At 54.1% G+C, this 24,717-nt stretch carries 29 protein-coding genes; 11 read left to right on the forward strand and 18 right to left on the reverse strand.

The genetic code is table 11. From position 1 onward, the window contains the following. Positions 1–3: 3 nt before the first annotated feature. Complete coding sequence (locus LIX15_RS29325) at positions 4–234, reverse strand: ribbon-helix-helix domain-containing protein (protein ID WP_227778615.1); 231 nt, start codon at positions 232–234, stop codon at positions 4–6. 294 nt (positions 235–528) lie between these two features. Here LIX15_RS29325 and LIX15_RS29330 point away from each other — a divergent pair, with 294 nt between their 5' ends. Next, positions 529–762 carry a DUF8118 domain-containing protein gene (locus LIX15_RS29330; RefSeq protein WP_227778616.1) on the forward strand — a complete coding sequence of 78 codons (234 nt, stop codon included), beginning with the start codon at positions 529–531 and terminating at the stop codon, positions 760–762. 72 nt (positions 763–834) lie between these two features. After that, positions 835–1,062, forward strand: coding sequence for a hypothetical protein (locus LIX15_RS29335; RefSeq protein WP_227778617.1), 228 nt, complete (start codon positions 835–837; stop codon positions 1,060–1,062). 28 nt (positions 1,063–1,090) lie between these two features. On the opposite strand, the gene LIX15_RS29340 is transcribed toward LIX15_RS29335, so the two are convergent. Beyond that, positions 1,091–1,390 (reverse strand): HalOD1 output domain-containing protein, encoded by a 300-nt coding sequence (locus LIX15_RS29340; RefSeq protein WP_227778618.1) that lies wholly within the window; start codon positions 1,388–1,390, stop codon positions 1,091–1,093. A 2-nt stretch (positions 1,391–1,392) separates the two neighbouring features. Further along, entirely contained in the window at positions 1,393–2,244 is an 852-nt protein-coding gene (locus LIX15_RS29345) for a DUF7344 domain-containing protein (protein WP_425556821.1), read from the reverse strand. A 74-nt stretch (positions 2,245–2,318) separates the two neighbouring features. On the opposite strand from LIX15_RS29345, the gene LIX15_RS29350 reads away from it, so the two are divergent. After that, complete coding sequence (locus LIX15_RS29350) at positions 2,319–2,492, forward strand: hypothetical protein (protein WP_227778620.1); 174 nt, start codon at positions 2,319–2,321, stop codon at positions 2,490–2,492. Between the two features lie 348 nt (positions 2,493–2,840). On the opposite strand, the gene LIX15_RS29355 is transcribed toward LIX15_RS29350, so the two are convergent. Then, positions 2,841–3,416, reverse strand: a complete 576-nt coding sequence (locus LIX15_RS29355; RefSeq protein ID WP_227778621.1) for a DoxX family protein — start codon at positions 3,414–3,416, stop codon at positions 2,841–2,843. Between the two features lie 330 nt (positions 3,417–3,746). Here LIX15_RS29355 and lrp point away from each other — a divergent pair, with 330 nt between their 5' ends. Genes lrp through LIX15_RS33070 form a run of 4 tightly spaced genes read left to right on the forward strand, consistent with a single transcriptional unit; the run spans position 3,747 to position 4,907 of the window. Continuing rightward, a complete protein-coding gene (lrp, locus tag LIX15_RS29360) occupies positions 3,747–4,205 on the forward strand; it encodes an HTH-type transcriptional regulator Lrp (RefSeq protein ID WP_227778622.1) in 459 nt (152 codons plus the stop codon). A gap of 53 nt (positions 4,206–4,258) precedes the next feature. Further along, on the forward strand, positions 4,259–4,696 hold the full coding sequence (locus LIX15_RS29365; protein WP_227778623.1) for a hypothetical protein: 438 nt from the start codon (positions 4,259–4,261) through the stop codon (positions 4,694–4,696). After that, on the forward strand, positions 4,659–4,778 hold the full coding sequence (locus LIX15_RS29370; protein WP_227778641.1) for a hypothetical protein: 120 nt from the start codon (positions 4,659–4,661) through the stop codon (positions 4,776–4,778). Before LIX15_RS29365 ends, LIX15_RS29370 begins: the two co-directional genes overlap by 38 nt. A 3-nt stretch (positions 4,779–4,781) precedes the next feature. Next, complete coding sequence (locus LIX15_RS33070) at positions 4,782–4,907, forward strand: hypothetical protein (protein ID WP_265338468.1); 126 nt, start codon at positions 4,782–4,784, stop codon at positions 4,905–4,907. A gap of 59 nt (positions 4,908–4,966) precedes the next feature. On the opposite strand, the gene LIX15_RS29375 is transcribed toward LIX15_RS33070, so the two are convergent. Next, positions 4,967–5,230, reverse strand: a complete 264-nt coding sequence (locus LIX15_RS29375) for a HalOD1 output domain-containing protein (RefSeq protein WP_227778624.1) — start codon at positions 5,228–5,230, stop codon at positions 4,967–4,969. Positions 5,231–5,438: 208 nt separating this feature from the next. Here LIX15_RS29375 and LIX15_RS29380 point away from each other — a divergent pair, with 208 nt between their 5' ends. Continuing rightward, positions 5,439–5,639: a VNG_1110C family protein gene (locus LIX15_RS29380; protein WP_227778625.1), complete on the forward strand. Its 201-nt coding sequence runs from the start codon at positions 5,439–5,441 to the stop codon at positions 5,637–5,639. Between the two features lie 720 nt (positions 5,640–6,359). Here the strand turns inward: LIX15_RS29380 and LIX15_RS29385 are convergent. Beyond that, positions 6,360–7,217: a DNA-binding protein gene (locus LIX15_RS29385; protein ID WP_227778626.1), complete on the reverse strand. Its 858-nt coding sequence runs from the start codon at positions 7,215–7,217 to the stop codon at positions 6,360–6,362. Between the two features lie 63 nt (positions 7,218–7,280). Continuing rightward, positions 7,281–7,430, reverse strand: a complete 150-nt coding sequence (locus LIX15_RS29390; protein WP_227778627.1) for a hypothetical protein — start codon at positions 7,428–7,430, stop codon at positions 7,281–7,283. Positions 7,431–7,819: 389 nt separating this feature from the next. Between LIX15_RS29390 and LIX15_RS29395 the strand changes: the two genes are divergently transcribed. Further along, positions 7,820–9,109, forward strand: a complete 1,290-nt coding sequence (locus tag LIX15_RS29395; RefSeq protein ID WP_227778628.1) for an outer membrane protein assembly factor BamB family protein — start codon at positions 7,820–7,822, stop codon at positions 9,107–9,109. A gap of 278 nt (positions 9,110–9,387) precedes the next feature. Here the strand turns inward: LIX15_RS29395 and LIX15_RS29400 are convergent, their stop codons facing one another. The 8 genes from LIX15_RS29400 to LIX15_RS29435 form a co-directional block, all read right to left on the reverse strand. Next, entirely contained in the window at positions 9,388–9,822 is a 435-nt protein-coding gene (locus LIX15_RS29400; RefSeq protein WP_227778629.1) for a toxin-antitoxin system TumE family protein, read from the reverse strand. Positions 9,823–9,824: 2 nt separating this feature from the next. After that, the gene (locus LIX15_RS29405; protein ID WP_227778630.1) at positions 9,825–10,358 is read right to left on the reverse strand and encodes a DUF7342 family protein; all 534 of its coding nucleotides are present in this window, start codon (positions 10,356–10,358) and stop codon (positions 9,825–9,827) included. A gap of 1,004 nt (positions 10,359–11,362) precedes the next feature. Further along, complete coding sequence (locus LIX15_RS29410) at positions 11,363–12,829, reverse strand: primase-associated protein (protein WP_227778631.1); 1,467 nt, start codon at positions 12,827–12,829, stop codon at positions 11,363–11,365. Continuing rightward, positions 12,826–13,725, reverse strand: a complete 900-nt coding sequence (locus tag LIX15_RS29415; protein ID WP_227778632.1) for a bifunctional DNA primase/polymerase — start codon at positions 13,723–13,725, stop codon at positions 12,826–12,828. Before LIX15_RS29415 ends, LIX15_RS29410 begins: the two co-directional genes overlap by 4 nt. After that, positions 13,722–17,948 (reverse strand): hypothetical protein, encoded by a 4,227-nt coding sequence (locus LIX15_RS29420; RefSeq protein ID WP_227778633.1) that lies wholly within the window; start codon positions 17,946–17,948, stop codon positions 13,722–13,724. The genes LIX15_RS29415 and LIX15_RS29420 overlap by 4 nt, the downstream gene beginning before the upstream one ends. A 32-nt stretch (positions 17,949–17,980) precedes the next feature. Beyond that, positions 17,981–20,200, reverse strand: coding sequence for a VirB4 family type IV secretion system protein (locus LIX15_RS29425; RefSeq protein WP_227778634.1), 2,220 nt, complete (start codon positions 20,198–20,200; stop codon positions 17,981–17,983). Between the two features lie 2 nt (positions 20,201–20,202). Beyond that, entirely contained in the window at positions 20,203–21,045 is an 843-nt protein-coding gene (locus LIX15_RS29430; protein WP_227778635.1) for a TraC-like domain-containing protein, read from the reverse strand. Positions 21,046–21,247: 202 nt separating this feature from the next. Next, complete coding sequence (locus LIX15_RS29435) at positions 21,248–21,637, reverse strand: PrgI-related protein (protein WP_227778636.1); 390 nt, start codon at positions 21,635–21,637, stop codon at positions 21,248–21,250. 246 nt (positions 21,638–21,883) lie between these two features. Here LIX15_RS29435 and LIX15_RS29440 point away from each other — a divergent pair, with 246 nt between their 5' ends. After that, positions 21,884–22,420, forward strand: coding sequence for a DUF7342 family protein (locus tag LIX15_RS29440; RefSeq protein ID WP_227778637.1), 537 nt, complete (start codon positions 21,884–21,886; stop codon positions 22,418–22,420). A gap of 5 nt (positions 22,421–22,425) precedes the next feature. Continuing rightward, positions 22,426–22,842, forward strand: coding sequence for a toxin-antitoxin system TumE family protein (locus LIX15_RS34085; RefSeq protein WP_486327137.1), 417 nt, complete (start codon positions 22,426–22,428; stop codon positions 22,840–22,842). A 255-nt stretch (positions 22,843–23,097) separates the two neighbouring features. On the opposite strand, the gene LIX15_RS29445 is transcribed toward LIX15_RS34085, so the two are convergent. The 3 genes from LIX15_RS29445 to LIX15_RS29455 form a co-directional block, all read right to left on the reverse strand. Next, complete coding sequence (locus tag LIX15_RS29445) at positions 23,098–23,487, reverse strand: hypothetical protein (protein WP_227778638.1); 390 nt, start codon at positions 23,485–23,487, stop codon at positions 23,098–23,100. A 140-nt stretch (positions 23,488–23,627) separates the two neighbouring features. Beyond that, positions 23,628–23,966 (reverse strand): alpha/beta hydrolase, encoded by a 339-nt coding sequence (locus LIX15_RS29450; protein WP_227778639.1) that lies wholly within the window; start codon positions 23,964–23,966, stop codon positions 23,628–23,630. 79 nt (positions 23,967–24,045) lie between these two features. Continuing rightward, on the reverse strand, positions 24,046–24,594 hold the full coding sequence (locus LIX15_RS29455) for a phenylacetate--CoA ligase family protein (protein WP_227778640.1): 549 nt from the start codon (positions 24,592–24,594) through the stop codon (positions 24,046–24,048). Between the last annotated feature and the right edge of the window lie 123 nt (positions 24,595–24,717).

The raw sequence follows: 24,717 nt of genomic DNA on the forward strand, positions 1-24,717 counted from the left end.
AGATTAGAGCGGATCGTTGTATTGGTCGGCCGGATCCTGTTGCTCATCGACAGCTTGCGTAAACAGATTTTCATCCAACTCCGCTTCGGATTCATCACCAGTTTCCTGGGCCGATAACCCCAATGTGAGAAGCTCTTCGATCGCTTGTTCTCGATTCAGAAAATCACCTTGTTCGACAAGGCGATCAATATCACTCTCGATACGGTCAGGCAAGGCTACCTCAAACGTGGCCATGGACATAATCATGTTCTAGAGACAGATTAACTCTCGGGCTCCTTTCTCGATGCGTAGTAGTGTTATTCCTCGATGCTTGCTGTTTCCTATTCTTTCCTAGGGACACCCCCTGAACTCCATGAATACAAAACAATCTGCACCCCATGACGCTGACGAGACGGCACAGAAACGCGCACAGGCCGAACAGTTTTTCTTCGAAATGCCCCCGGACTCGTCGACGTCACCAACGAGAGCCACGACAAGCCCGCAGCCCACCAATACACAGTCTCCATCGACGACATAACCAACGAACTGATGGCCTGCACGTGCCCGCACCACGTCCACCGCAACGCTGTCTGCAAACACATGGCCGCCGTCGAAAACGCAGCCGAAGAGGGAACACTCGACGCATTCCCCTCGGACGACGAGCGTCTCAGTGGCCCGTACACCGGCTACGACAAATACGGCACCGTCGATCACACCTACTGGACGTGTGAAAACTGTGATGCGGAAGCCACCCGGAAGGGCGCACTCACCGACTGCTGCTAATCCCGTCTTACTTTTTTCAGTTCTGTCACGCCAAACAACGCTGTCAGATGTTACCCAGCGAACGCTGACCGAGTGCGCGGCTGGTTCGACCGCGACAACACACCGACGACTGAACGGAACCTGCTCGACCGTGCTCAAGAGCATGCGGCGGACGTCGCCGCTGAGCATTTCCCAGATTTGCCGGTTGAGGCGATTGCGTGGGAGGTGTCCCACCGACGACAGAGATCGGCAGGTGCGACGAAATACGACCCTGCGACCGGCGAGATAGCGATCTCGCTCGCGTGGGACGCTTTCGAGTAACACGGCTGGGAGCAATTCAATCAGTAATCTACTCGCTTCTTCGAACGACAACAGTATCTCCAGCGACGGAAATGCAGCACCCGTTAAAGCTGAACGTCACCGAATTCTCCTTGTGGTCGGTTCGTCTACTCGATTCACTGAAAAGGCCGTCAAGGTGAACAGGATCCATCACAGAGTAGAGTGGATCGAGGTCGATCACTGGCGTGTTCGTAAGGGCAGCAGTTGCCCGAACGACGGCTTCACTCGGTGATTCTCCCTCCCCGATTTCATAAGTGAGTTCGGTGGCTTGGCTGGCAGTCTCGTTATCGTCTGATGAATCATTTGTCATTGTTACGAATGGATCTCACTTTGGAAATCGGGACTCTGGTAGTCGAGGTGATTGAGTCGTGGTCCAAGTAATTCTCGAACGAGGACGACTAGTGGGTTGTCTTCGCCGTCTCCAACTATTGTCCTCTCCTCTGGGTAACTGCTATCGGAGTTCGGCTCATCCAAAATGGCGAGCATGACCTTTCGGCGGTCGACAAGAACCAGGCGACCGACTGTCGGGTACCCTGATGGCGCTCTCAACCATGCACGCTGGGGTTCCCAAAGCGTGACCTCGGGCAGACGTTTGCGACAGAGATCGCAGACCTCGGGATTCTGTGACCCCTGATACAGCTCTACACCTCGGTTGATAGCGTCTTCCGCGTGGCTAAGACACTTCTCTTCGAGCAAATCAGTGCTGACGTACATGCAGAACAGTTCTTCCTCCGCCTCGTCGGCAAGTTGTCTGCCGTACTCGATCGCTGCCTGATGGCCTTCAAGAACCCCGATCGTGTTCTCGGTAGATTGGGAATCGGTTGGAAACTTCGCCAGCAACTGGTCAAAAACGTCCTCGTCGAGCCAGTCGATCTCAGGTACTACATCGGTCCGAGACGAAACGATGTTCTCCTCTAGATCGTAGTCAACCACCTCGTATTCTGCGAGTCTTGGGAGAGAGTTATGATGCAACGAGAGTCGTTCCTGTTTGAGCTGACGTTCGTACTCGTCAGCGCTGATCATCGTCTCATCTCGTTTGACTAGCTGTTCGGCCAGCTCGGTCACATGGAGCGGCCTATTGGCATCTTCAAGCACAGCCAGTATCTCCCGATAGTGGGGATCGGATAGAATAGCCGTCCTATTTCGACGCACATTGCTAGTCATATTATTCCAACACTATCGCTCAACACCGATAAGTTGTCTGGCCCGTAACAGACTGTAGTAAGACCGGCAAGCTAATGGCCTGTGCATGTCCGCACCACGTCCACCGTAACGCTTACTGCAAACACATGGCCGCCGTCGAAAACGCGACCGAGAACGGAACACTCGACGCTTTCCCGTCCGAGGACTACGAAGACGATGCCGAACCAGAAGACTGCGACCGTGAGGACCTTGGTGGCTTCCCGTGTTAGGAATGCATAAAAACGGATCGGCGAGAGATTCCAGAGTAACTCCTCTCTTAGCCCCTCTTCTCTATAGCCCGTCAACAAACGCTTCCGTAAATCGCTGATCAGTGTCCACTCCTGAAGTGTATCCACACTGTGATCGTTAAGAGTGACAACTGTATCGCGCCAGAGACACCGCCGGCTTTTCCGTCTGGGCGCGTACGTATTGCAGATGGGAATGTTATGACAAGTACCGTGCCGATTCACTCACCAGAACGAGTGAGACGGCCGAATTTGATGGGAGGAAACGAAGGATCAAGAACGAGTGATAGACCGATTCTCACATGAAGACGGTATGTGGTTGACTGTCAGATTCTACCCGAGGATGTATTCGAGGACGGGGTAGCGCTCGACGAGCGCCTGGCCGCCGATCTCGTACTGTTCGATGTACGCGTCGAGGCCGAGGATGCGGCCGGCACCGAACGCGGCAACGGCCAGGAATACGAGCATGTACGCGAAGTCGCCATTGATTACACCGTGGGCAATATCCCAGTTCCCGAAGTAGAACATGAGCATCATGAGCGCGCCGAAGAACGCCGCGAGGCGGACGACCGCGCCGACGAGCAGTCCAAGACCGATGAACAGTTCGCCCCACGGGACAGCGACGTTCGCGAATTCGACGAACCACGGGGTCGAGCCCATCCAGGCGAATAGGCCGGCGATCGGGTTGCCGTTGGTCGCGGCGACGTTCGCCAGGTAGCCACCGGCCGAGAACGGTTCGGCGGCGACGATTTTCGTGAATCCCGAGTATGCGAACGCCCAACCCATCATGAGCCGAAGCGCGAGGACGAACCAGGCAGAGAGGCTGTGCGCACGGGTGCCGACCGTGTAGCCGCCGATGGTACTTTCGAAGGTGTTGCGAGTGTCTGGAGAGATGGTGGATGCAGTCATGGTATCGGAAGAAAAACTTCCTACTTTCTAAAACAACGGCAAATTATATATGTGTATTTAGATAGGCTGTGTCATGAATTTGTATTGGTTATAAAAATTATTTATTTTTGCTATCGACTCATTTTTGTCTCGGTGAATGGCGACGAGAGCGGGCCACCAGAGGACTGTGACTGCGATGATCTCAGTGACTTTCCGTACTGGCCGTGCGTGAGAACGGGCCGGAAGGAACTGCCGAACTAAACTCTGCCCTCTCTCACTGAGTTGATTTTCAACCGGCAGTATTTAGACATTAGCCAAGAAGTAAGCGTCTAGAAGGATTTCACACACCTAATGACCTACGAAAATTTAGATTCAGAATTAATCAATATCTTACTGAATGACGGTCGAACGAGTCTCCGGGGCATTGCCGAAGAATTGGATGTCTCGGTAACAACAGTTTCTAACCACCTCAAAGACTTACAGGAAACAGGTATCATTACTGGCTACACCCCGACGCTTGATTATGATTCGTTAGGCTACGATGTTACCGCTGTTATTCAACTGAAAGTGGAAGGAACGGCACTGTCGGACGTCACTGCTCGTCTGCAAGATCAACCACAGATGATCAGCGTTTACGAAGTTACCGGCGACCATGACATCATTGCGGTCGGCAAATATACAGATACCGATGAGATGAATCAACAGATCAAAACGCTCCTTAGTGATGCAGACATTAATGAAAGCAATACTAGCGTGGTTCTGAACACAGCTAGCGAACACGAACAGTTCGAAATTGGAGAAGAGAGCTAAGATTGTAAAGCCACTCAAGGAGAGGTCACTCAAGCAGATGGACATTGTTGTCTATGTCCATTGTGAACACGCGCTCGTTGGCAATCTTGTATGTCGTTGATCCCAATCCCCGCGAGCACAATGAGCTCGATCCCACCCACGGCGGCAACCGTCTTGCCAGCAGTCGCAACAAGCCAGTCGTGGCCGAACAGCGCGAACGTTGCGATCGACGATACCCCGAAACACCGACGGACCTGCTCGACCGAGCAGAGCAACACGCAACGAACGTCGCCGCCGAGCACTTCCCTGACTTGCCAGTCGAAACGATCGACTGGGAAGTTTCACACCGAGCCCAACGACAGGCAGGCGTCACGAAATACGACCCTGCAACAGAGGAGATCACGATTACGCTGACCTGGACGGCCTACGAACACCACGGATGGGCAATTCAGTTCCACCGTCCGGCACGAACTCATTCACGCCTGGCAGTACCACGAGTTCGGCGACGCTGACCACGGAGCAACGTTCACCCGTTGGATGGACCGCCTCGACACCTCGCAACACTGTGAGCGATTCACTGCACCCAAGTGGTAGCTGGTGTGCGAGGACTGGGGCGGTCGGATTGCCCGGTATCGACGCTCGAAGACCGTCCGCAACCCCGAGCAGTACAGCTGTAGTGAGTGCGGTGGGTCGTTCCGCGTCGAGAAAGGCGACGGTCACTGATCAGGCTTGGTTTCGAGTGACTCTGATGCACCTACGTCGTGAAATCAATCCCCAGCCGTCTACGTGGTTGGCTCGGAGACGAGAATGGTTTGATCGGGTTGCACTGTGACCTGGTAGTCGGCGTACTGAAACTCAACCCGTTGTCTTCCATGTTCATAGAGCGCTTCGAGTGCATCGGGTTCGATCACCTCATACAATGGCGTGTCCGGTCTGTCTCCGTCCACCCGTTCAATTGCACTGACGATAGCCGTCGCAATCGATATTGACTGTGCTGGTGATGTGCGTATCAATGGAGATGACTGGGAATCTGATGGCCCATTCATTGCTTCTGAGGATGGATGACAACTCAATAATCCTTCGGGCAGTATCCGGCATGGATTGCCGATATAGCCGCTCTCTCCACCATTTATTCGGCCCGCTGGGTGGCGAATTTATTGCGGATGATACAATTTAGAACGATTGGCATAGTTTTGCGTAGACCCCCACGTCCAAAACGGTACTCTCTTTTAGATTCATAAATTAATGCAATTAATGGTTGGTGCCAGCTTGTTCCGTGAGCATACACAAATCGTCCTTTCCAAGGAGGAAGTGGGCGACAATCGTGACTTCCTCGAACACAACTTCATGATCACAATTGCCGAGGAGAACGATGCAGTCCGTCTCATCGGGAGTCCCTGTGAAATCCCGAAGGTACGCACCTGGCTCATTTCCCAGGGATTCAAGGTAGTATAAACCAAGTTTGACGATCCACCGACGTCTCTATCTATCGCCACTTACCCCGTTTACGTAGTTCTCGGGCTAAAGAGTAGATACGAGAAGATTTTCGCGGACCACTGTTCTTTGAGTGAGTTGTTACTACTGTTCCTCTTCTACTGGACACTCAAAACGACTCGAACACCCTCTTCTCCCCCGATTACCGCACCCGTCACGCCTACCAGCAACCCACTAGCCCATCACCTCTTTACAAACTCCTCTACTAAGTGGACAGTCAGCCAGACAGAAACAGGGTGCCCACCCTGACGTCAAACACCCCGTTTTTCAAGTGAATTTCAGCAGTGTAGACAGTCGACTTTTGCCAGCCTGACAGTCCACTACTAGCACACCATAGTTCCGGAGTAATTCATTTGTCCGCTACCGGGAGACGCTCTTTCCTTCCACAATCACACTCGCTCTCACAGACAGTCCTACTAGTTCACTACCAAAGACAATCCTGCTGCTGATCCACGGAAGATAGTCCGTTGGCCTCAACCAGTCCACTTTACAATTCGTCGCAGCACACTGGACAGTCGCTCGGCATTTACCGGATTTGACTATCACCTGCTAGTGCAGAACGCAACGAACTATTACGTCGGTCGTGGCTGCGCGCACAGCGACGCGAGCACGGAGCGGAGGGTGGGGCGGCGGGGCTTGGGTCGGTTCGGCACACAATAAAAAGAATTCTACACTACCCGACTATTCCCACCAGCGACCGCGCTCAAGACTGTGAATACCGCTCCAGCCTGTCACCGCTACCGAAACACGCCCCTCGTACCAGTTCTTCGCGACTGACCGCAACTGCACCCTCTCACCCTCTCGAACCATCGTCTTCTGCGACGCTCGCCACACGGTGAATTTGATGCGACCACTGTCGTCTTCGATCAACCCGACTTGTTGGATCTTCGGACTCCCAGGAGTCCACAGCTGGGTCACTGTTCCTTCGATGCTCACTTCCTTCCGATTCACATCTTGCACATCCGCGATCGGAATGACTTGCCCGGGGGCTGTCCGCAATTCCTCGTACACCCCGACGACTGCACCCATCACACTTGTCCCATCCACGACGCGTTCAGCTAGCCGCCGACTGATCGCTGCCCGCGACCATCCTTCAAGCTTCTCTTCTAACCGCATCGCCTGCTTGTTCACTGCCGCCAACTTCTCCTGAGCCAACTCCTCACGAGGATCTCTTCTCTCCGGGTCACACCACGGATCCACACTTGCCGCTCGCTCCTGGAACGCACAGCGCCGCTTTCGACTTACTGCTTTCGATGCTCGCCGACATTGTACTTCCCGTTTCGAATCCTGTGATCGATCCCATCGCTCACGCGTTCGTGTGATTTCTGTCTCTCGGGCTACCAACCGTTCTTCTGCCGCCAACGTCAGTCCACGTCCAACCCCAGCGGGATGATTCGTATCGACTTTCCCTTGGATCGTCTGCTCAACCGATGGCCGCAGCTCAGGTTTCTCTTCAACCCCCTCGAATTCCTCCTTGTCACATTCAATCGCCTGTTCTTCAACCGAAACTATTTGACCGATCGTGTGTTTACTACTCATTGGGATTCTTTCCTAAAGGCGCGCCTCCTACCGCGTCTTTTTCGACACTCACTCCTACATGAGTCACATCTCTCCACTGCACAACTTATCCGTCTCCTCCGCGCGCTCGCTTGCGCCTTCGCGAGCGTCCCCCTGGGCGCGAAGCGAGCGCGCGTTTTCGAAGGGACACGACCAGCACCGCGCGTCGACCCGCCCGGAGCAAGCGTCCAGCACACAAGCCGGTTTCGTGTCCGTCGACCAGCGGGAGACGCAACCGAAAGTGCGCTTGGTGCTGGCGTCGAAACCAGATGCCCGGAACGGCCGGAGGCCGCATGCCCGGACTGGTCGGTCGCGAGCGATGCGGAGGGCGGCATGCGGCGAGCGGGGCGGGCCAGAGAGAACCACCAGTCAAACAGTGAGAACCAAATCTTGATTAGCCACATCGGGTGGGACTGCAAGGGGCCGTGCGCTCGACGAGCGAGTCGACGTAAGCACCGCAACGGAGTGAGGAGCACAGCGAGACGCAGCCGTCGAGCGCGCGGGGGCTTTCGAAGTGATACTGGACCGGGCAGCAACTGTTGGCCCACCAGAAAACGTATGCCATGGCTGTGTCGACACGTAGTATGGCTCCACTGACGCGTCGCTCCCTCTTCCGACAGATGGCGATTGGGGGTGGAATAGTGAGTGTGAGCGGATGCATCGCTCCGACTCTCCCAGGACTTTCGAACGGGAAGGCTGTTCCAACGCCGTTTACGAACGACGCATACAAAGCGAGCTACGTCTCAGACAGTCGCTGGGTAGTTGAAGGCCATGACGGGGGACGAACCAGATCTGCTGCGTCGGCACTCCCACACGGAGATGTTGGCGTTGCGTGGCTTCGCCGTCCAGGCACGGACCCTCACGGAGCGACGCCACCAATTGTCGGTCCGAATCGTGTCTATATCGGCTATACTGAATCATCAAACGACGCTAACAACCCAGACGCCTATCTTGCTGGGTTCGATGCGAAAACTGGCGACCAGCAACTCGAAAAACATCTCGACACGGGTCAAACTGTGGGGCTCGCAGTGGCTGGTGACAAACTGCTTGCTGTAACCCGAAGCCCAGACTACGACCAGGCAACCCTGACGGCTCTCACCCGGAATGGTGCGATCCAGTGGACCGACACGCTTCCAGACGTGACTGGCTCGCCAGCAATTGTGGACGGAACGTGTTACGTGGCGACGCGAGACGAGGATAACGCGGTGTACGCCTATTCGCTCGATGGCACCCAACAGTGGCGAACATCCATCGATGGGGAGTGCTACACGGCGACCTGTGCGGATCGCGACGGTGTCTATGTCGGGTTATCGGACGGCCGTATTGCGGCACTTGATGCGACCACTGGGGAACGACGGTGGAGCGAGCAGATCGTGACACCAGTTGAGTGCTGTCCGGACATTCAGGGCACACCCACGGTAGCTGACGGCCGCCTCTACGTTCCGGGCATCGCCGAGGAACTCGTCGCAGCCGATACCGCCGATGGAACCGTTCTGTGGCGGACGACCGTCGTCGACGAGAACTACGGCAACGCGATTCCCTCGCCAGCAGTCACGGCGGACACTGCGTACGTAAATACGTATCACGGAGGGCTCGTTGCAATCGATATCTCGGACGGATCGATTCGCTGGCGATCAGCCGAGAATGGGTACAATCAATCCCCCGCTGTCGGTGACGGTGGTGTGGTCGTTCCGCGGAATGACGCTGTTGTTGCCTACGAGACGAGTGACAGCCATGCGTGGACGATTGAGATCACAGTCCCCGACATCGGGATGGCGGCCTACAGCATGGACACAGAAGTCGCGTTGGCACACGGGATGTGCTACGTCGGGGTCGCTGATGGTCGGCTCTACGCAATTGGTACCAGCGAATAATACAGAACGCGAGTGAAACGAGCGGAAGCACAGAAGACTCACTCCGTTCGTCTTCCGGAGCGAGCGCCAACGAGACTGCGTCTCGCGTGGTCGCGGGATGCCGAACGGCCGAGGGCTTTCTGTGAATCTCAGTCATCGGTTTGCCTGCAGTGTCGTCGATCGCGTCTGAACCTTCGATGGAAGTCACGCTCTGGGATTTTGCTTTGAGTCGTATCCGTATCGTCTGGTGATTAGCTGCCGTATTTGCATATTTTGTCTGTTGGCGGCGGTCTTAACGCCTATTCGTCCCACAGCGTCGTGATCCGCTGTTCGATCTCGTCAAGGATGAGCGTTAGGACATCGCGATGATCGGTTGGCCACGACACATCCTCGCCAAGCGTTGGAGCGGTGGGGGGTGGATGGAAATGATCTCGTGTATTGTGCGGATTCCGATGGCGATCCCAGCGACACTCCCAGGCGCTGTCAGCGTGCACTTCTCGATAGTGGATTTTGAAGTCGTCATTTGTATACCACCGGACAGCGAGCGTCGCTTTATCTACCAACATTGGATAATACGGCTGGGCGAATGTAACGCGAAGTTCGAGATGGCCATTCGCATCAGTGATGACTGCCTGTTCGACTTGCTGTGTGGCGCTGAGTCTCGTCTGTAGAAACTCAAGGATTGGTCGATCGATGGGTGCAGGACTGCTCCCATCGCCAGTTGGCGGTACCATTGCTATCCAGAAGCTTGTTCGTGGTCAGTGGCACCAGCACGTTGCTGTCGGGCTCGTTCATAGCGTGTTCTCTCTTGGCGAGCAGTCATCCAATCGGCGAGATCACTGTACACGTCATCGATTGACGTGTCGACACTCGTCTCGACAACAGCGAGTGCATCAACGTCTGCTGGGGACGCAACGTCATACTCGTCTTCGTAACTTTTGATCGTTGTCGTCAACGTACGCACGCGCTGTTGAAGCTCCTCAAGCGAATGGCGTGCCGCAAGCTGATTGATGCGTCGCCACTCGAAATAGGCGTCATTGCGTTCGTAGGTGACTGGATGCCCATCGTGTTGGGTGACGATCCCGAGATCCGCGAACCAGTTGAGATATTTCCGGGCAGTCTTTGGGTCACAGTCGATTTGGTCTGCAATTGCACTCGCCGTTACTGGCTCGCGCGTCTGGAGGACGGTCCCATAGATTTGCTGTTCGACGTCGTCGCCGCTGAACGCGTCCTCGAAGGGAGGTGGTCCGTCGGTGGGTGAATCGGCCATATTGGCTATTAGAGTTTGTAGGATATAGTTCTTACCTCGAGGAACTATTTCCTTACTGATCGAGGGGGCAATTCTCCACGGGTATGCCATAGCGGGTTTCCGAACACTAACTCGTGGTGGTAAGAGATCGGTCACTTCGCATGCCACTCAATCCTTCTTCACGCCTCAGTCGTTTCTCCTCTCGAGACGTACTATTTGCATTTTACTCATGGTGCATATTCTGATAGAAGACGATAAGCGATCACGATTTCATGCTGCTCAGGAGACGGGTGTCTTTCGATTCAATCGATCGTAGCATCCGTTGATCGACTACCAGTAAAATACACATCCTCTTTCTCAATATATGTATTCTGAAGATTCATTTGAGGGAACCCATTGGTCACAATCACGCTAGTACTAGCCGCTGTTTGACTACTCATTGTTCTTCTGTGCTGTCGCATCGCCACGCCGTTTTTCAGCGCCCAGAGTGCTCGGCTCACTCACAATCATCTAGCGGACAGTTCCACGATTTACTGTGCTTTCTCGTTCCGCTTGCTTTCCCCCGGTTGCGCTTGTCCCGTTCGTTCTTCGTACCCCCCTATTACTTTGGACGTTTTTGGAGGTGCGCAAAGCAATATGACGGCGTTAGATTTGCATATAATAACGTAGGGCTTCTCTCAGGCCGTTATTTGTTATATGCAACTGATTTTGACACTTCTCAGAGATATATGCACCGCATTAAGCCTTCTAGTCGTCGAATTCTGTATTTAACGCTAAATGGTCTACTCTTGTTACTCATGCTATATGAAACGGGTTAGATTTGCTATATGAAAATAGAGGCCGGAAAACGGCTCAGACGGCTAAATTCTTTGCACAGAATAGCTAATTCGTATTTGCAAAACCGGTAGTACAAGCACTCCGAAATAGAAGTCAAGCAGTAGGTATTCAATGTGATACAACAGTGGAAAGCGACCCCCAACGGGAGCCTATCGCGATGGCTACTCTGACCGACTATCGAGTTGCTCTTACATTTCGTTAGGGAACGGAAGACTGCCATAGATCGAGTATGGACACTGGTCGCGTCCGATGCAATAGCGCTGCATATCATCGTTCGAACAATTCATCTGGAGGGGGATCTCACCACCAATATCGTTCTCAAGTTCGTATCGAATTTGGTACTCCGTCGTTTCCTCATCATACCAGGCCCACCGGGAGAACAGGTCTTTCATATCTTTGATAAACTCTCCTGTGCTAGCGTTTCGATACTGGGGCAACCACCATGCCATCCGCACGAGATTGAACAGGTCTTTCCGGACGGGTTTTTTCTCCTGCAGCCGCTCATCCATCGCCGCCAGACAGGGGAGTTCGAAGAGATCCTCAAGATCGTCGACGTGGATGGGTTGTACGCCATCGCTATACTGAGTGAGCGTATATCGGTTCAAGCGATCGTCTTCGACCGTGACGCTTGGATGATCCCGGTTCGTGGAGAGAATTGTACCGAGACTGCGTGGCGTCGAAATGGCGTCACATACGTGCTGCTCCCACGATTGTGTAGGTTCGTATGCCTCAAGAGCGGCATAGAGTTCGCGTGCGGTATGTGTTTGGCCGATGCAGGCGACATCGTCGTCCGCCGCCTGAACAGCGTTAATGATCGTCCGGAGTCGCTGTTTCTGGCGGCTCCAGTTCTTCCAGATACGATGAGTTTGTCCGGCGGCAAAAAACCGGTTGATCCGGTCTGTGATTGCTGACTCGTTTGCAGTCAGCCAGCTGCGTTGCTCTGTGGTAAGTGCTTCTTCCTGGGCAGTGAGTAGTCGTCCAAACGCATCCTCGGCATACGACCGATACTTCTGCATAAAATCCGAGACAGGGACATACAGATTGTTGTCTGCGACGTACGCTTGGATCTCGCCCTGCTGGTCACCATCACGATCTGTCCGCGCCAAGCACTTCCGCGAGGCAGCGACGAGTGGAATTTCGAGATAATATCCATCACCGAATTCGGATCGTGTCGTAATATCGGTACAGACTCGACCAGGATGGGGCCCGTCCTCGCCATTCTTTTTCGCATAGAGGATTTCTGCGATCTCCTGGTGGAGCGACCAATCCTCGTATTCACAAACGAGTGAGGCAATGTTGTTCACATAGAGTTCACGCAGATCACCGAGCAGAGCGAGACGCTGAGGCGGCGTATCATCGAGTTTGGGATGATCCATGATACAGATCGCACCAAGAGTCACGAGAACGGCGAGCATCCCTGGGTCGTCAACATACGGTCGCTCTGCGGCCTTCCGACGCGTGCTTGGCGTGAAGGCGTCGCACGTGAACCGCTCTATGTCTGCAAGCAATTTCTCTGTTTCTTGTGTCCCCTCGACCATCCAGTGCTGATAGCCACGCTCGAATAGCTGTGTGAGCTGAAACTGATCTTCATCGCGAGGCAGTGCTGCTACGCGATAGGCGGTATAGTCGTCGTTTAGCGGTATCTTTCGGGTCATGTGGAAAAGAAACTGGGAATGGCCTCCGTCCGAAAGTCGAAATCCGGGCTCTCGATCGGTTGGACGATACGGGAGACATCGACGTGGAGTGAGTATGGCAGGCGCATTACACGGCGTCGGTCGGCCGTAACGACAGGATCGATCGGGATCTCATACTCTTCAAGCAGGAGATCGTTGATCACTTCGCGACTCTGTTCGTCATAGCGGTGTTTGTGGTCGGTATCGAGCAGGTAGACGTGACACCCTTGTCCCGAGTACACAACCATCGTTTCTGTAGCCGCGAAGTCATCTTCGAAAATCTCCTGGACAGCAAACCCATACTCCAGGGCTTGCTCGATATCCGCGAACGCATACGGATAGCCCTCGGGGGCACTGTCAACAATATTTGTCTCTCGAAGTTGGTCAGAATCGACTGAGTCCGTGGATTCGGCGGTCAGTTCTGCGCCGGATGCTGCTCGCTGTGCTGCGATGTCTTTCGCATCGATATCGACTGCAAGCACCCACGAACGTTCCCAATGATCGAGCGCATAATACACGGCGTCGGGTCGTGGTTCCGGATGTTCGAGGAGATCCGGATCGGCGAGCGCATAGTTACTCCCTTGGAGCGGGTCGTGCCGAGCTGGATATTGAATGAACTCGATCAGCTCGTCTACTGAATCGAACTGCTCTGCGAGTTGATCGCCAGACTTGTTGGTCTGGCATGTCTCCCAACGGATAAACGTCCGATCGGGCGCGCCCTGCTTCCGAACGGGGTACGCCTCATGGAACGCGATAGCGTACTCCTTCGGGCCCACTTCGGTAATGAATGACGGCAGCGCATCGATATGGGCTGGAAAACTCTCCGTATAGTAAGTGTGAAGGTCGTCACGAGATGCTGCTCGCCAGGGTGGAGTCATGGGTTCTCGGGGACCTTCACCTCGGCTTTCAGACTTCGAAACGTGTGAAGAGCTGCCATCCCTGGATCGTCGTACCCGCCGATCGCTGCTCGTAACGAGCTAATCGTCCGTTTCTGGGTTGCACTCAGCGAGATGTCAAGATTCCCAGCATCAGTGAGCGTCTCGATTGCCTTGAGGAGGAACTCTTTGTCTTCACACGCCCAGACAGCTGCTGCGTCGACGGTCGCGAGCTTCTCGTAATCAGCCAGCAATGCTTCGGGATTGTTGCTCGGAGTTTCGACCTCGCCTACCCAGATGAGTTCGTCCGCAGCAGTGAACCCAGCAACGTCAAACACGGTATCTTCTGCAGGCTGGTAATAGACCTCTGTTCGCGCAACGTCTTCCTGTTGGGTGAGCCACGCTTTAAGGAAGACAACACCAGCCTTATGGGGCGTTTTCTCACCGAGATCGCCGACTCCAGGATTGACGTCCAGTGAGCGATCGAGGAACGTTCGACCGGCAGGGAGCACTGTATAGTATGTCTGCCAGAATGACCGATGTTCTTCGATGAAGTCCTTCTCTTTGAGTGTCTCGATATCGAGAGTAGAAAACGGTTCTTCAAGTGCACTCATGCTCTCTAAGAGTGAATACCCCTCGACCTGGTGGTTCATCGCGTCGAGCACGAGCCCGAGGAACGCTGCTTCATCACGCGTTACGCCTTCTGCCCGAAGCGTCTCGTCTGGAATATCGGTTGTTGCGTCGCTAAAATGCCCCGATGCTTTCGATCCTGAAACGAGAATGCGTTCGGATTCATGGGGCTGTCCCGATTCATCAGCAGTTGTTGTGGCGGACTCGGTAGCAGACGAATCAAGCGATGCAAACTCTTGGAGGGAGATTTCGATGCCATAGTCTTCGGCATGGACAGCGATTTTCCGGAGTCGATCGAGAAGATTACTGGTAGAATCAGTCGTTTTGTGCGCCCGACGAGCAGCAACGAAGACCTCGTCTTTGAATGCGAACTGACAGCAGGCGCTTGCTCGTCGCTTCTCCGCGTCTGTATACTCGGTACCACAGAGAGCACAGACGTAGCCGTCGACATCTGTATCGTAGTGGACGTGCTCGGAGAGTGCAGCATCACTTGATCGTTCGGTCTCGTCGTCCGTATCCCTCGGCTGTTCGCCTGCGTCTGTGGTTCCCGTCTCTCCTTCGCTACTATGTCCATTCTGGGTACCCGTTTCTGTCTGCTCGGACAATGTGGAGCTCGGTGGGTCTTCGGGTGGTGACTGCTCCGTCGTCGGAGCGCCGAACATGGAAGCACCTCCGAAATCCTGTTCGTCACTCGGTCGGTCGCTGGCTGGTGTGTCTCCCATACCCGTTGGGACCTCGCCGTCTGGAGCTGTGCCTGTGTCGTCACTCACACTGCCTGCACCGAAGAAGGGTGTCTCGGCTGGAGTACCACCGTCGGCAGCTTCAGCGTCGGCTGTGTGCTCTTGAGACCCGTCTGTGCCTGCAGTGTCCTCATCACCCATCTCCACAAGTGTGTCCCGTGCATCAACATGCCCGATTCTGCTCGGACGATCGGGGATGCTGCATTCGGTCTGGGTTCGGCGTCTGACCTGCGGACGGGCCATTTCCTCAAAGAGGTGGCGCGCATCACCGGCAAGTGGCTCATCACTTTCCGGATGGCCCTCTGGAATTGGTAATGGTGCGAGTGAGAATGTCGTGGGATCTGTTTCGCCAAAGCCGGGACTTGGAAGTTGCACGATCCACTCGCCAGACGGCAACCGTTGTATCCGCTTGCTGAGGTCTTGTTTAGACAAATTCTCATGGGCCATCGATTTCGCGAGAGTATCGTCAACCTCGATGTTCCCGATGATTTTCGTCTTCACGTTGTTCAAAATCTCTTTATACGGTCGATTCGACCGACTGTGATCGTTCACTTGATCGGGGTATTGCATGATCAGACCAAGGCTCACACCGAAGCCCCTGCCTTGAGGCAAGAATTCCTCATAGACGAGTTCTGATGTTGCGACCGCTGCCGCTTCTTCAATGATGACGTTCGCAATCTTCTCGTCACTCGCCATTGGTTCTTCCTCGCCTGTCCTGCTCTCATCGGACCATCCCTGCGCCGCATCCCAGAGGTTACTCAACAGAACCATCGTCAACGCGTTGCGCGAGTCAGTACGCAAGTCACCGATGTCGAACAGAATCACTGCATCTTCATCGAGGAAGTGCCGAAAGTCGAAGACGTTCTCAGTGTATTCGTTGGCTTCGTCGTCCCACTCAGGAACGTGATTGAAGATCTGATAAAGGTGTTCGAGTTCGACCAGTTTGTTCAATCGATTCGCAGCCCCACCCATTGACTGCTGGAACTGCGCCTCGTCCAGCTGACACTGTTGGAGTAACGCCCGCTCGATGTGGGCATTCTCCGTACAAATTTCCGGGATGATGCGTTCATGGCGCATCTGATACACGGCCTCAATGAGCGTATCGAGACTAAACGCATCTTGTCCGTACTCCTTGTCAAACAGCGCTTTGATCAAGAATGTCAAGATCTCGTTCGCAACAAATGCTCGATCGTGCGTTTCTTTCCCGAGAATGAGCCGCATGACTTCGTGAAAGTGCTCGACGGTATCCTGGATTGCATCTTCACGGCGGCGGCCCATCGCAAGCTTAGGACGGATATCGAAAAACGAGAAGGCTAGGAGCATATCCGGCGCATCAAAGTGATAGACGTTATCCAGCGTGCCGAATTTTGCGTAATGGGCTTTCAGATAATTTTCAACCATCCCATCGCCTTTCGACTCAAGTAACACCGTTGGCCCCCCGACGTGCTCGCTCAGTGTCAGCATATCATTCAAGACGCTTTTCGACTTCCCGGAGCCAGTCGAGGCGGCACGAAGATAGTGAGTGATGAGTTTCGATATGTGAACGTAAACCGCGTCATCAAGAGGTTGGTTTCGATCTTTGAGCGGCAGACCAATCGCCATTCCGGGTGCTGATAATCGGTCTAGCATCTCCGGTGCTGGGAGTGACAACGGCTGGCGGAGCCGCTCTTTGCCGCGAGTACCACGAGCACCTTCTGTGGTCAATGCATGGGCACTCGGCACAGCCACGAAATTAGCAAGTTCGTCTGCATTCAAAATGAGCTGCGGGCGCTTCCGTCCTTGGCGTGAAATTTTGAGCGACCGATCGAGCAGTCGTTTGAGCTCTTTCTTTGCAGGGTCACGAATATTGGTCAGCCCTTTCGTAAGACGCTTCCCGTCCAGTTCATAGTACGCTCCATCGAGATGATTGAACGCGTTCGCAAGCGCGTCGACCTCACTCTCTACCGTTCCGATCGTCGTCTCGGTAGCGTCAGAGGGTGGAACCCCCGCTGCGCGCATGTTTACTAGAAACGTCTGGGACGGGTTTTTCTGGTCGATGAGTGCTTGCCGGGAGGCAGCTCCTCCACTTGTGGCGTTTGGTGATTGGCCGATATTCTCCCCGATCTGTGGTGCATCTCGGCCACGCCGCCGATCGCGAATCTCTTCCTCGTCATAGCCCCGAAGCATATCTCTGAAATTGGTCTTCGTGGTCTGGACAAATCCATCACGTTTCGTCTGAATATTCTCCTTGCGAGTGTTGGCCGCTTTCTCCCAGTCCGCATACCGAGTGAAGAGCACTTGCAAAACGGTGGGGGCACTCGCGTTCGCAAGCCGCTCAACCGCCGTTGCAAGCGGGGATTTTGCCGATGCACTGTCGCCATTATGTGTCGCGTGGAGCTGTGAATACTGTGTGATCGGTGTCATCCAATCGTCAGTGCGCGTTGCCACGCCCTGCCACCGAGTCGCGATTGGCGACCGGTTCAATAGTTCCGATCGCGCATCATCAACGGATTGGGACTCGACAGTATCTTCGTCGCTATCCGTGTTGATGTTCTCCGCGGACGTCCCGAGCAGTTCCTCGGGAAGCGTGAGTTCTTCCTCCGATAGATTGTAACTCGCCGGATATGCAGTAGTTAACTCCGAACGGACTGTCGACAAGAGCGATTCATCAGTGGCACCGAGATAGAAGCGCACCGGCGTTTGATTCCCTTGGGTAAGTGCGAGGAATTCGAACGTCGGGGCATTTTTCCGCGGATCGTATTTGACCTTCCAGCCGGACTTCAGTTTGCGCAGGCCGGCGAGACGAGAGATGATATCGGAGGGTGTGACACGTTCGTGGGCTGGTTCGATTCGAATGTAGCGACGGGTGGTTGTCATGGGTGGTGAAGTGATTCCTGTAATTTTGCGCGTTAGCTGGTGGGTGGTGTGGATTCGTGAGCCTGTTCAAGCAGTGATTGAGGAATATCGTACTCCTCGGCGCGTCCGTCCGCAAGCAGGTAGGAGACATCGCTCGTGTCGAGCGCATTCTGCTCGACCAAGTACTCCCACGGGTCGATATCTTCATCGAGCACGTGGACAGCAAACTCATCCACGTGCAGTTGAATGCGCTTTTTCCAGTCATTGACGAGCAGCAAACTCTCCGAGTGGGTTCCGTCTTCACCGGTCTGCGCGGAGGCAATGAATCGCTGTTCGTTGTGGGTAAGATCGTGGGCAGCGATCATCTCCTCGCTCACCGATTCGTGCCGGAAAATCTGCTTGATGTTGCAGAGGTTGTAGATTTCGCGGGCTTTCTCCAGTGCGTCCGCGGACTGTTCGGTGGACTCGACAAGGAATTCATCCACCGTCTGGGAGATCAAGGTCAGGCCAGTGTTGAAGTGGCGACTATGTCGAATGAATAGGTCGATCAGATCTGTCGTGGCGGCTCGGCGCAAGAGATAATGAGCTTCGTCAATCGTCACCTGCGTCCGCCGATCGCTGCTTTGAGCTCGCTGGTAGATCCAGTCGAACATGACGTGCATAAACAACGGGGCTTGTCCCGTATCGGAGAACATCGACATATCGATGGTCACGAGCCGATTGTCGAGTTCGACGTTCGTCCGGCCGTTCAGATTCGCGTTCTCACCACCCTCTTGGAAGGCTTCGAGTCCGAGCAACAATTGGTAGGCAAGCCGCTCGTCCGTCTCTCGGAACCGATCAGCGATATCCTGCACTTTCGAGGCAACTCGTCGCTTGTCGGCATCAGGATGATAGTCGAGGAACTCAGTGGGATCATCGCCATCGGTGATGTGTTCGAGGATATCGATGATATCGCCGATAATCGGGCTCGTGTTTTCGTGCGTGGCTGGGTCTTCGGTGATTCCGTACTGGTAATAGGACAGCAAGACGGCACGCCGCAGAATCCCCTCTTGCTCATTTGAAAGGGCTTGGCCGTCACCTGCAGCAAAATGCAGTTGGAATAACTCCATGACCGACCGGTACTTCTTGAGAAACGGATCTTTGACGACGTCGTCTATTCCACGACGAATCTCGAGCGGATTGATCGTGTTTTCGCCACCAAAGCGGATCACTTGCCCACCGAGATCCTCTGTAAAGTCGACGAAATCAGCCAGTGGATCCAGGACGAGGAGCTCAATTTCTGGATCCATCATCATGCGATGAAACATTTCGTATTTCTCGGCGAACGTCTTCCCAGAGCCCATCTCACCAGCAATCACTTTCGAATACGAGGAGAACCGGTAGCGATCGAGGAGAACGGGGGTATGCGTCCCGTCGAATCCGTAGTAGATGCCCTTGTTATCCGCCAACGCTGGCTCAATGAAAGGGAACATCGTTGCGACAGCTGTCTCCTGCATGAGTTGGGTGGCTTTGATCGGGTCACTCCCAAGTGGCGCCAGAGCGTCCTGTGACTCGACCTGCCGTTTCTCGAGTGGGACGGCTTCTGTATTCGCCTTAGCAACGATCTCGAGCGCTCGTTCGGTCGCCTCGTTCAATTCTTGCTTCGAATCGGCAATGATCTCGAAATAGATGGCGAAGCTGAACAGCTTCGTCTCGCCCCGGATGATATCCCAGATGAGATCCGAGACGGCCTCGTGATCGGATTCGAGTTCGTGCGTATCACTCTGATTCTTTTCGTCTTTCCGATAGAGACGAGCCCGAAGTTGTGTAAGGCGATTGCGGAGCTTCCGCAGAATCTCGTGTGAATCCCGCGGCCGGATATGCTGTGTGACTCGAATATTGTCGTGCGTTGTATAGAGGTCATCAAGCCAGCCGAATAGAACGCGCTCTGGATAGCCGTGGATCGTCATCGTGCGGACGTACTGGCCTCCACGCACCATGTACCCCGACTCTAAGAGCCCTGATTCCTCGGAGATCTCGTGTGGAGCGATGATATCCCGGTCGGCGAGCGAGCGTTCTGTCCCGTCTTGGAGAACGCCGAGACGAATCTCACCGTCCTCGGCCGCTTCGAATTCGAGGAGATGTTTCGCTTGGGCCTGGATGTTTTCCTTGGACAACTCATCCCCATTCGCTTCGAGAATGGCGGTCGCCCGGTCGAAAACCTCATCATCGATTTCATCGAGTCCAGGCTCACTCTCCAACCCTGGAATGAGTGACCAGAGACGGGAGCCCATCGTTAGATCTCCCCCTTAGAGAATGTCGCGTGATCAAAGCGGTCGAACTCCGGTTTCACGTGATTGTAGTAGTGGTACAGGATTTCCATCGTCTCCTGACGAGTGCTGACTAATTCAGTCGCGACGTCCGTTCGCCCAAGCTTGTCGATGACGCGCCGCTGGCGATTATGTACTTCGCGAATACAGAGCTCGGTTTCTGCCTTTTCGTGCGTCTCCACCCACGGAAGCCTTTTGAGAATGTTTGCGCCAGCAGAGCCGATAAGCGGAAGCGTGCTCAGCTGGTTGAGCACACTTCCAGTATCCAGGTTTGTCGTGACCTGCGACGCGTTGACGCGAATAACGATGTAGTAGTCGCGTGTTTTGATCCCTGAGCCGTCGATGTTGTCCTGGGCCCACTGGATGTAGTAGCGACGTCCGTACTGGAGGATTGGGGACTGACCGCGTGCAGCAACGCTCGTGCCACCGCGAATGAACTTGTTGTATTGTTCACCGAGGTCGAACTCCCGGGGATAACAGGGAATGGCGATCGACCAGTCGAGCGCCATGAGGAAGGAAATGTAGTCGCTCATGACCTGCCGACGCTGCTCATGATTGAGTGTCAGCCAGTTTCGTGGCTGAACTTTCACAAGTCCGATATAGTCCTCATCGTCGACTGCAATGCCGTCATCACGAACGTAGTCAAAGCCAAGCTGGGCTTGCGTCGTCGTTTGCTTGTTGAGTTTGTCTTCGAGGTGGAACTGGAGCACGTGCTTCATCACGAGCCGTTGGGAGGTCCGTGTCAATTGCTTCGAGGGCGGCATCCATCGCCCGGAGAACGTCCAAATCTGATTCAGGCCGTTCCTCATCGGTTCCGACCTCCTGACCGGCTATCCCCAATGCTGTCCGTACTGTGGGGCAATCAGCGGATGGCTGTGTCGTGGCTGATCCATCGGTTGCAGTCGTGGAATCAGATTCAGCAGTCTCGGTTTCGGCTTCGTCTCGACTGGTAGACTGTCCGGGAGTAGCTGTCGAGGTACCGGTGGCAGGCGGTGGTGAATCCATGGTGAATTACTGATGAGAGTCGTAGTCGTCTTCCGCTTCGATTGTCTCGATGTCGAGGCCAGCGTGGCGGACACCAACCACATCTTGAGTTTTCGCTGTTTCTGTGGCGGGTCGAGTCCGACGATTTCGGTACGTGGTGGTTCCGAGGTAATAGTGTACACAGGCTCGTGCGTAGCTCAGCGGGCTTTGTGCAGCAGGCGTGATGAGGAGAATCACCACTCCGAGGGCAAGCGCAATTCCGGTGGTAATGAGAAAGAGATCGCCCGAGGCGCCGAGACTCTGGGCAATACCGAGGCCGAGAAACGGGATGACGAGTGCTTCACCAATATCGCGGGCAGTCAGACCAAAAATGAGCTTTGTGTTGATGATCTGGCCGGCGATTGGGAACGTTTCCATTTGATATTATCTTATGCCGTGACTAGTTAATAATTACCTCATGTATCGATTTTGTTTTAATTCTCACTAACACTAAGGTATTATGCAAATCAGGATATGGGGCCCAGAAGCCACGGCATACTAACGAGATAAACCCGACACGATCGATGTTCTTTCGAGTAGTCGTTGACCCCGTTCGGCAGCAATCTAGATCAGTATATTCTTCTATGGGTCAAATATATACTCTTCGGGTACGAAGGATCGCATATGTCCAATCCCGGTCATCCAGATGATACAGATGCTATTGAGAAGGAGCGACAGCGATGGGATCAGGGGTCCTCGACACGTGATCGTGTCTACGACACAGCCATCCAATTGTACGAACCAGCAACCGTTGACGACGTTGCGAGCCGCGCTCACTGTTCAGAGGGAGCTGCGCGAGAACACTTAGAATGGTTGAGTGCCCGTGGAATTGTCGAACCAATTGATGGGCGGCCGAAACAATACCAGAGAAATCATGCCTACTTTGAATGGGTTCGTGCGAACGAACTGCGCCGTGAACACACCGATGCTGAACTCGAGACTAAGCTTTCGGCCCTAGTTGCAGAAGAGCAAGCGTATCGTGAGCAGTACGGTGTTGCTGACCCAGGACAGATTGACGCACTAGCGGAAGCAGACTATGATTCGCTTGAGACGGTCTGGGAAGACATCGGTGACTGGAAAACGATTCGTCGTGAGCTTCGGATCATTGAACGGGCACGAAAGGATCGAAACACACTCAGCGGTGCTGGAATCGTTGGGTAGTCTGGATGGACGAAACTGACACTGGTCCCCTTGATGAGGATGTTTTGCGAGCAATTCGGGGACGGTTACTGCAGGACGACCGGTTCACACATGTGACGTTTGAACCGTCTTCAAATCGAGTTCGGAACCTTGGCGCAGAGTATGATCGATCCCTCTTTCCCGATCACATTCAGAGTGCTCGACTCGACATCCGGTGGTATATTGGCGGAGATTTTTCCGTCCATTATTGTGAAGAGTGGCAAGATGGAACACAATGGGAGTGCCGATGGGACCGACATCCAAAGCCTGTCGGACGAACGCACTTTCACCCCTCACCGAATGCAGGACAGGCGACAGCAGCAGACTTTCCGAGCGACTATCGCGATGTCCTTTCAATTGTGCTTGCATATGTCGCTGAGCGGATCGAAACCCTCTGGAGTTAGCACCAAAAACGCTCTAGCACTGGCAGAGCATGTGACAACCTTACAAACCTACTGCCTCCTGTTGCACTAAGCAGAACTAAGAGGGTCTGGCAAGCGTATCGGAATTATATAATTCCTATTATGAATTAATAAGTAATTAATGTAGAACTGCTGCTTCCTACTGGAACATCAGTGGAAGAGGGATATTTGAGCACAGTTGTAGTTGTTCTCAGATTTTCTACGAACTGAATATAAGATGACGTTCAAAAACTCCACCTAGTCCACTATAGCTTTCTCTCGCGTTTTTCCCACATAGATTTGAAAGTCCCCCACCGGATATTGAAGAATCTCAGCCCGATTGGCCTTTTCAACGACCTGTACCACAAACTCTGGTAAAGCCTGCTGATCGTTCACTGCAACACAAAGAAGAATTGGCGCTGTGACTCGTTCTATGGTACCCTCCTTGTATCGTGGGAGGTTGAATGCAACGCGTGGGGCGAATTCGTTGCGCCACGTCGATCCGTTGGCAGCGAGGCGTTCCATGATCGGCCTCGTGTCGGGTTCAGGTATTACTGCGAAGCCCCCTGGGTCACCGATGACGGGGACCAGATACGGTGACAGACCAAGCTGGCCTCTTACTGCATCATACACGGCCGCGAGGAGCATTAAATCAGGATCCCGACAGGGGCTCGCTCGGATCCCATTCCCCGGAATGCATCCAGCATTGGAACTTGGGTTATGACTGCAGCAATCTCCGGATCATCGGCAGCAACCGCAATGACGTGACCGCCAGCGAGAGATGTTCCTCAGACGACAACACGGCCCGGATCAACCATCCCGAGACTTCGAGCCCGACGAATCGCCGCGTGATAGTCTTCGCGCTGTCGTTCGACATTGACTACTTGACGAGGGTCCCCATTGCTCTCCCCGAAATGCCGATAGTCGAATGCTAAGACTGCGAATCCATTCGCAGCAAAGCGCTCCGCGAACGCAGGGAGTCCCAAGTCTTTCGTGCCACTGAAGCCGTGTCCCATAACGATACACGGAAGTCGTCCGTCAATCTGAAGCGGCAAGTACAGATCAGCAGAATACCGTATTCCACCGGATTCGAACGATGTTACCGTTTTAGTGGTGTTCTGGGTCATCTCTGGATGTAGTACGATCCAATGAGCGAAAATAGTTCGCTACAGAGAGGTTTTCAGGAAAATCGCGTCCAAGTCTGTCTTAGATCTGTTCCGACCAGACGTGTCGGAATTTCCCGCTCCTGGGATCTCGTTGCGGTGACTCAGTCGCTCTCTCGAGAGTAATGTCAGTAATCCCTTGGTCTTCTAAGAATGCCTTGAGATCAGCACTCACCTGTCCCCATACGATCGTTTCGTCATGGTCGGACGCGACTTCCAGACGAACGCGAAGGGTGGAAGGCGCCGTTCGTATGAGTTGTGTCCGACGCACCCCGGGCACCTCTTCGACCACGCTCGAAAGCGCAAGCGGGAAGACCGGACGGTCTCGTCCATCTGTTGTCTCGAAATGGAAGACATCACCCTGCCGCCCTTCGACGTCGATGACGGGAAATGCACTTCCACACGGACAGTGCTCGTCGTACATCGTGATGCTGTCGCCTAGGTCATACCGGATAATCGGCTGAACGCGATTCCCGAGGTTCGTAATCAACACAGTTTCCGAGGGCTCACCGGGTTCGACCGGTCGATAATCCTCGTCGACAGGTTCGAGGACGACCCAGTCGGCATTGGAGTGGGGTTTCTGTGGCCACACTCGATTGCGATGGGGTCGAATTCGGTCGCAGCGTACGCCTCACGCACCTCGCAGTCGAAGGCCCGCTCGATGTCGCGCTTCTGTGTCGCAGAAACAGGTTCTGACGCTGGAGAGACGAATGCC

The sequence above is a fragment of the Haladaptatus pallidirubidus genome (assembly GCF_020700235.1).
In the GTDB taxonomy this organism is placed as follows: Archaea; Halobacteriota; Halobacteria; order Halobacteriales; family Haladaptataceae; genus Haladaptatus; species Haladaptatus pallidirubidus.

Bases quoted from the DNA above. Each gene is read 5' to 3' on its own strand.
- LIX15_RS29445 (WP_227778638.1), bottom strand. From the start codon at position 23,487: ATGCTCCTCGCGGCCGTGTATGATGCAGTAAGAGGCCAGCTTGGTCTG.
- LIX15_RS29450 (WP_227778639.1), bottom strand. From the start codon at position 23,966: ATGACCCAGAACACCACTAAAACGGTAACATCGTTCGAATCCGGTGGA.
- LIX15_RS29440 (WP_227778637.1), top strand. From the start codon at position 21,884: ATGTCCAATCCCGGTCATCCAGATGATACAGATGCTATTGAGAAGGAG.
- LIX15_RS29350 (WP_227778620.1), top strand. From the start codon at position 2,319: ATGGCCTGTGCATGTCCGCACCACGTCCACCGTAACGCTTACTGCAAA.
- LIX15_RS29395 (WP_227778628.1), top strand. From the start codon at position 7,820: ATGGCTCCACTGACGCGTCGCTCCCTCTTCCGACAGATGGCGATTGGG.
- LIX15_RS29415 (WP_227778632.1), bottom strand. From the start codon at position 13,725: ATGACTCCACCCTGGCGAGCAGCATCTCGTGACGACCTTCACACTTAC.
- LIX15_RS29330 (WP_227778616.1), top strand. From the start codon at position 529: ATGGCCTGCACGTGCCCGCACCACGTCCACCGCAACGCTGTCTGCAAA.
- LIX15_RS29355 (WP_227778621.1), bottom strand. From the start codon at position 3,416: ATGACTGCATCCACCATCTCTCCAGACACTCGCAACACCTTCGAAAGT.
- LIX15_RS29425 (WP_227778634.1), bottom strand. From the start codon at position 20,200: ATGGGCTCCCGTCTCTGGTCACTCATTCCAGGGTTGGAGAGTGAGCCT.
- LIX15_RS34085 (WP_486327137.1), top strand. From the start codon at position 22,426: ATGGACGAAACTGACACTGGTCCCCTTGATGAGGATGTTTTGCGAGCA.
- LIX15_RS29385 (WP_227778626.1), bottom strand. From the start codon at position 7,217: ATGAGTAGTAAACACACGATCGGTCAAATAGTTTCGGTTGAAGAACAG.
- LIX15_RS29365 (WP_227778623.1), top strand. From the start codon at position 4,259: ATGTCCATTGTGAACACGCGCTCGTTGGCAATCTTGTATGTCGTTGAT.
- LIX15_RS29325 (WP_227778615.1), bottom strand. From the start codon at position 234: ATGGCCACGTTTGAGGTAGCCTTGCCTGACCGTATCGAGAGTGATATT.
- LIX15_RS29405 (WP_227778630.1), bottom strand. From the start codon at position 10,358: ATGGCCGATTCACCCACCGACGGACCACCTCCCTTCGAGGACGCGTTC.
- LIX15_RS29340 (WP_227778618.1), bottom strand. From the start codon at position 1,390: ATGACAAATGATTCATCAGACGATAACGAGACTGCCAGCCAAGCCACC.
- LIX15_RS29435 (WP_227778636.1), bottom strand. From the start codon at position 21,637: ATGGAAACGTTCCCAATCGCCGGCCAGATCATCAACACAAAGCTCATT.
- LIX15_RS29430 (WP_227778635.1), bottom strand. From the start codon at position 21,045: ATGAGGAACGGCCTGAATCAGATTTGGACGTTCTCCGGGCGATGGATG.
- LIX15_RS29375 (WP_227778624.1), bottom strand. From the start codon at position 5,230: ATGAATGGGCCATCAGATTCCCAGTCATCTCCATTGATACGCACATCA.
- LIX15_RS29410 (WP_227778631.1), bottom strand. From the start codon at position 12,829: ATGACCCGAAAGATACCGCTAAACGACGACTATACCGCCTATCGCGTA.
- LIX15_RS29400 (WP_227778629.1), bottom strand. From the start codon at position 9,822: ATGGTACCGCCAACTGGCGATGGGAGCAGTCCTGCACCCATCGATCGA.
- LIX15_RS29380 (WP_227778625.1), top strand. From the start codon at position 5,439: ATGGTTGGTGCCAGCTTGTTCCGTGAGCATACACAAATCGTCCTTTCC.
- lrp (WP_227778622.1), top strand. From the start codon at position 3,747: ATGACCTACGAAAATTTAGATTCAGAATTAATCAATATCTTACTGAAT.
- LIX15_RS29345 (WP_425556821.1), bottom strand. From the start codon at position 2,244: ATGACTAGCAATGTGCGTCGAAATAGGACGGCTATTCTATCCGATCCC.
- LIX15_RS29420 (WP_227778633.1), bottom strand. From the start codon at position 17,948: ATGACAACCACCCGTCGCTACATTCGAATCGAACCAGCCCACGAACGT.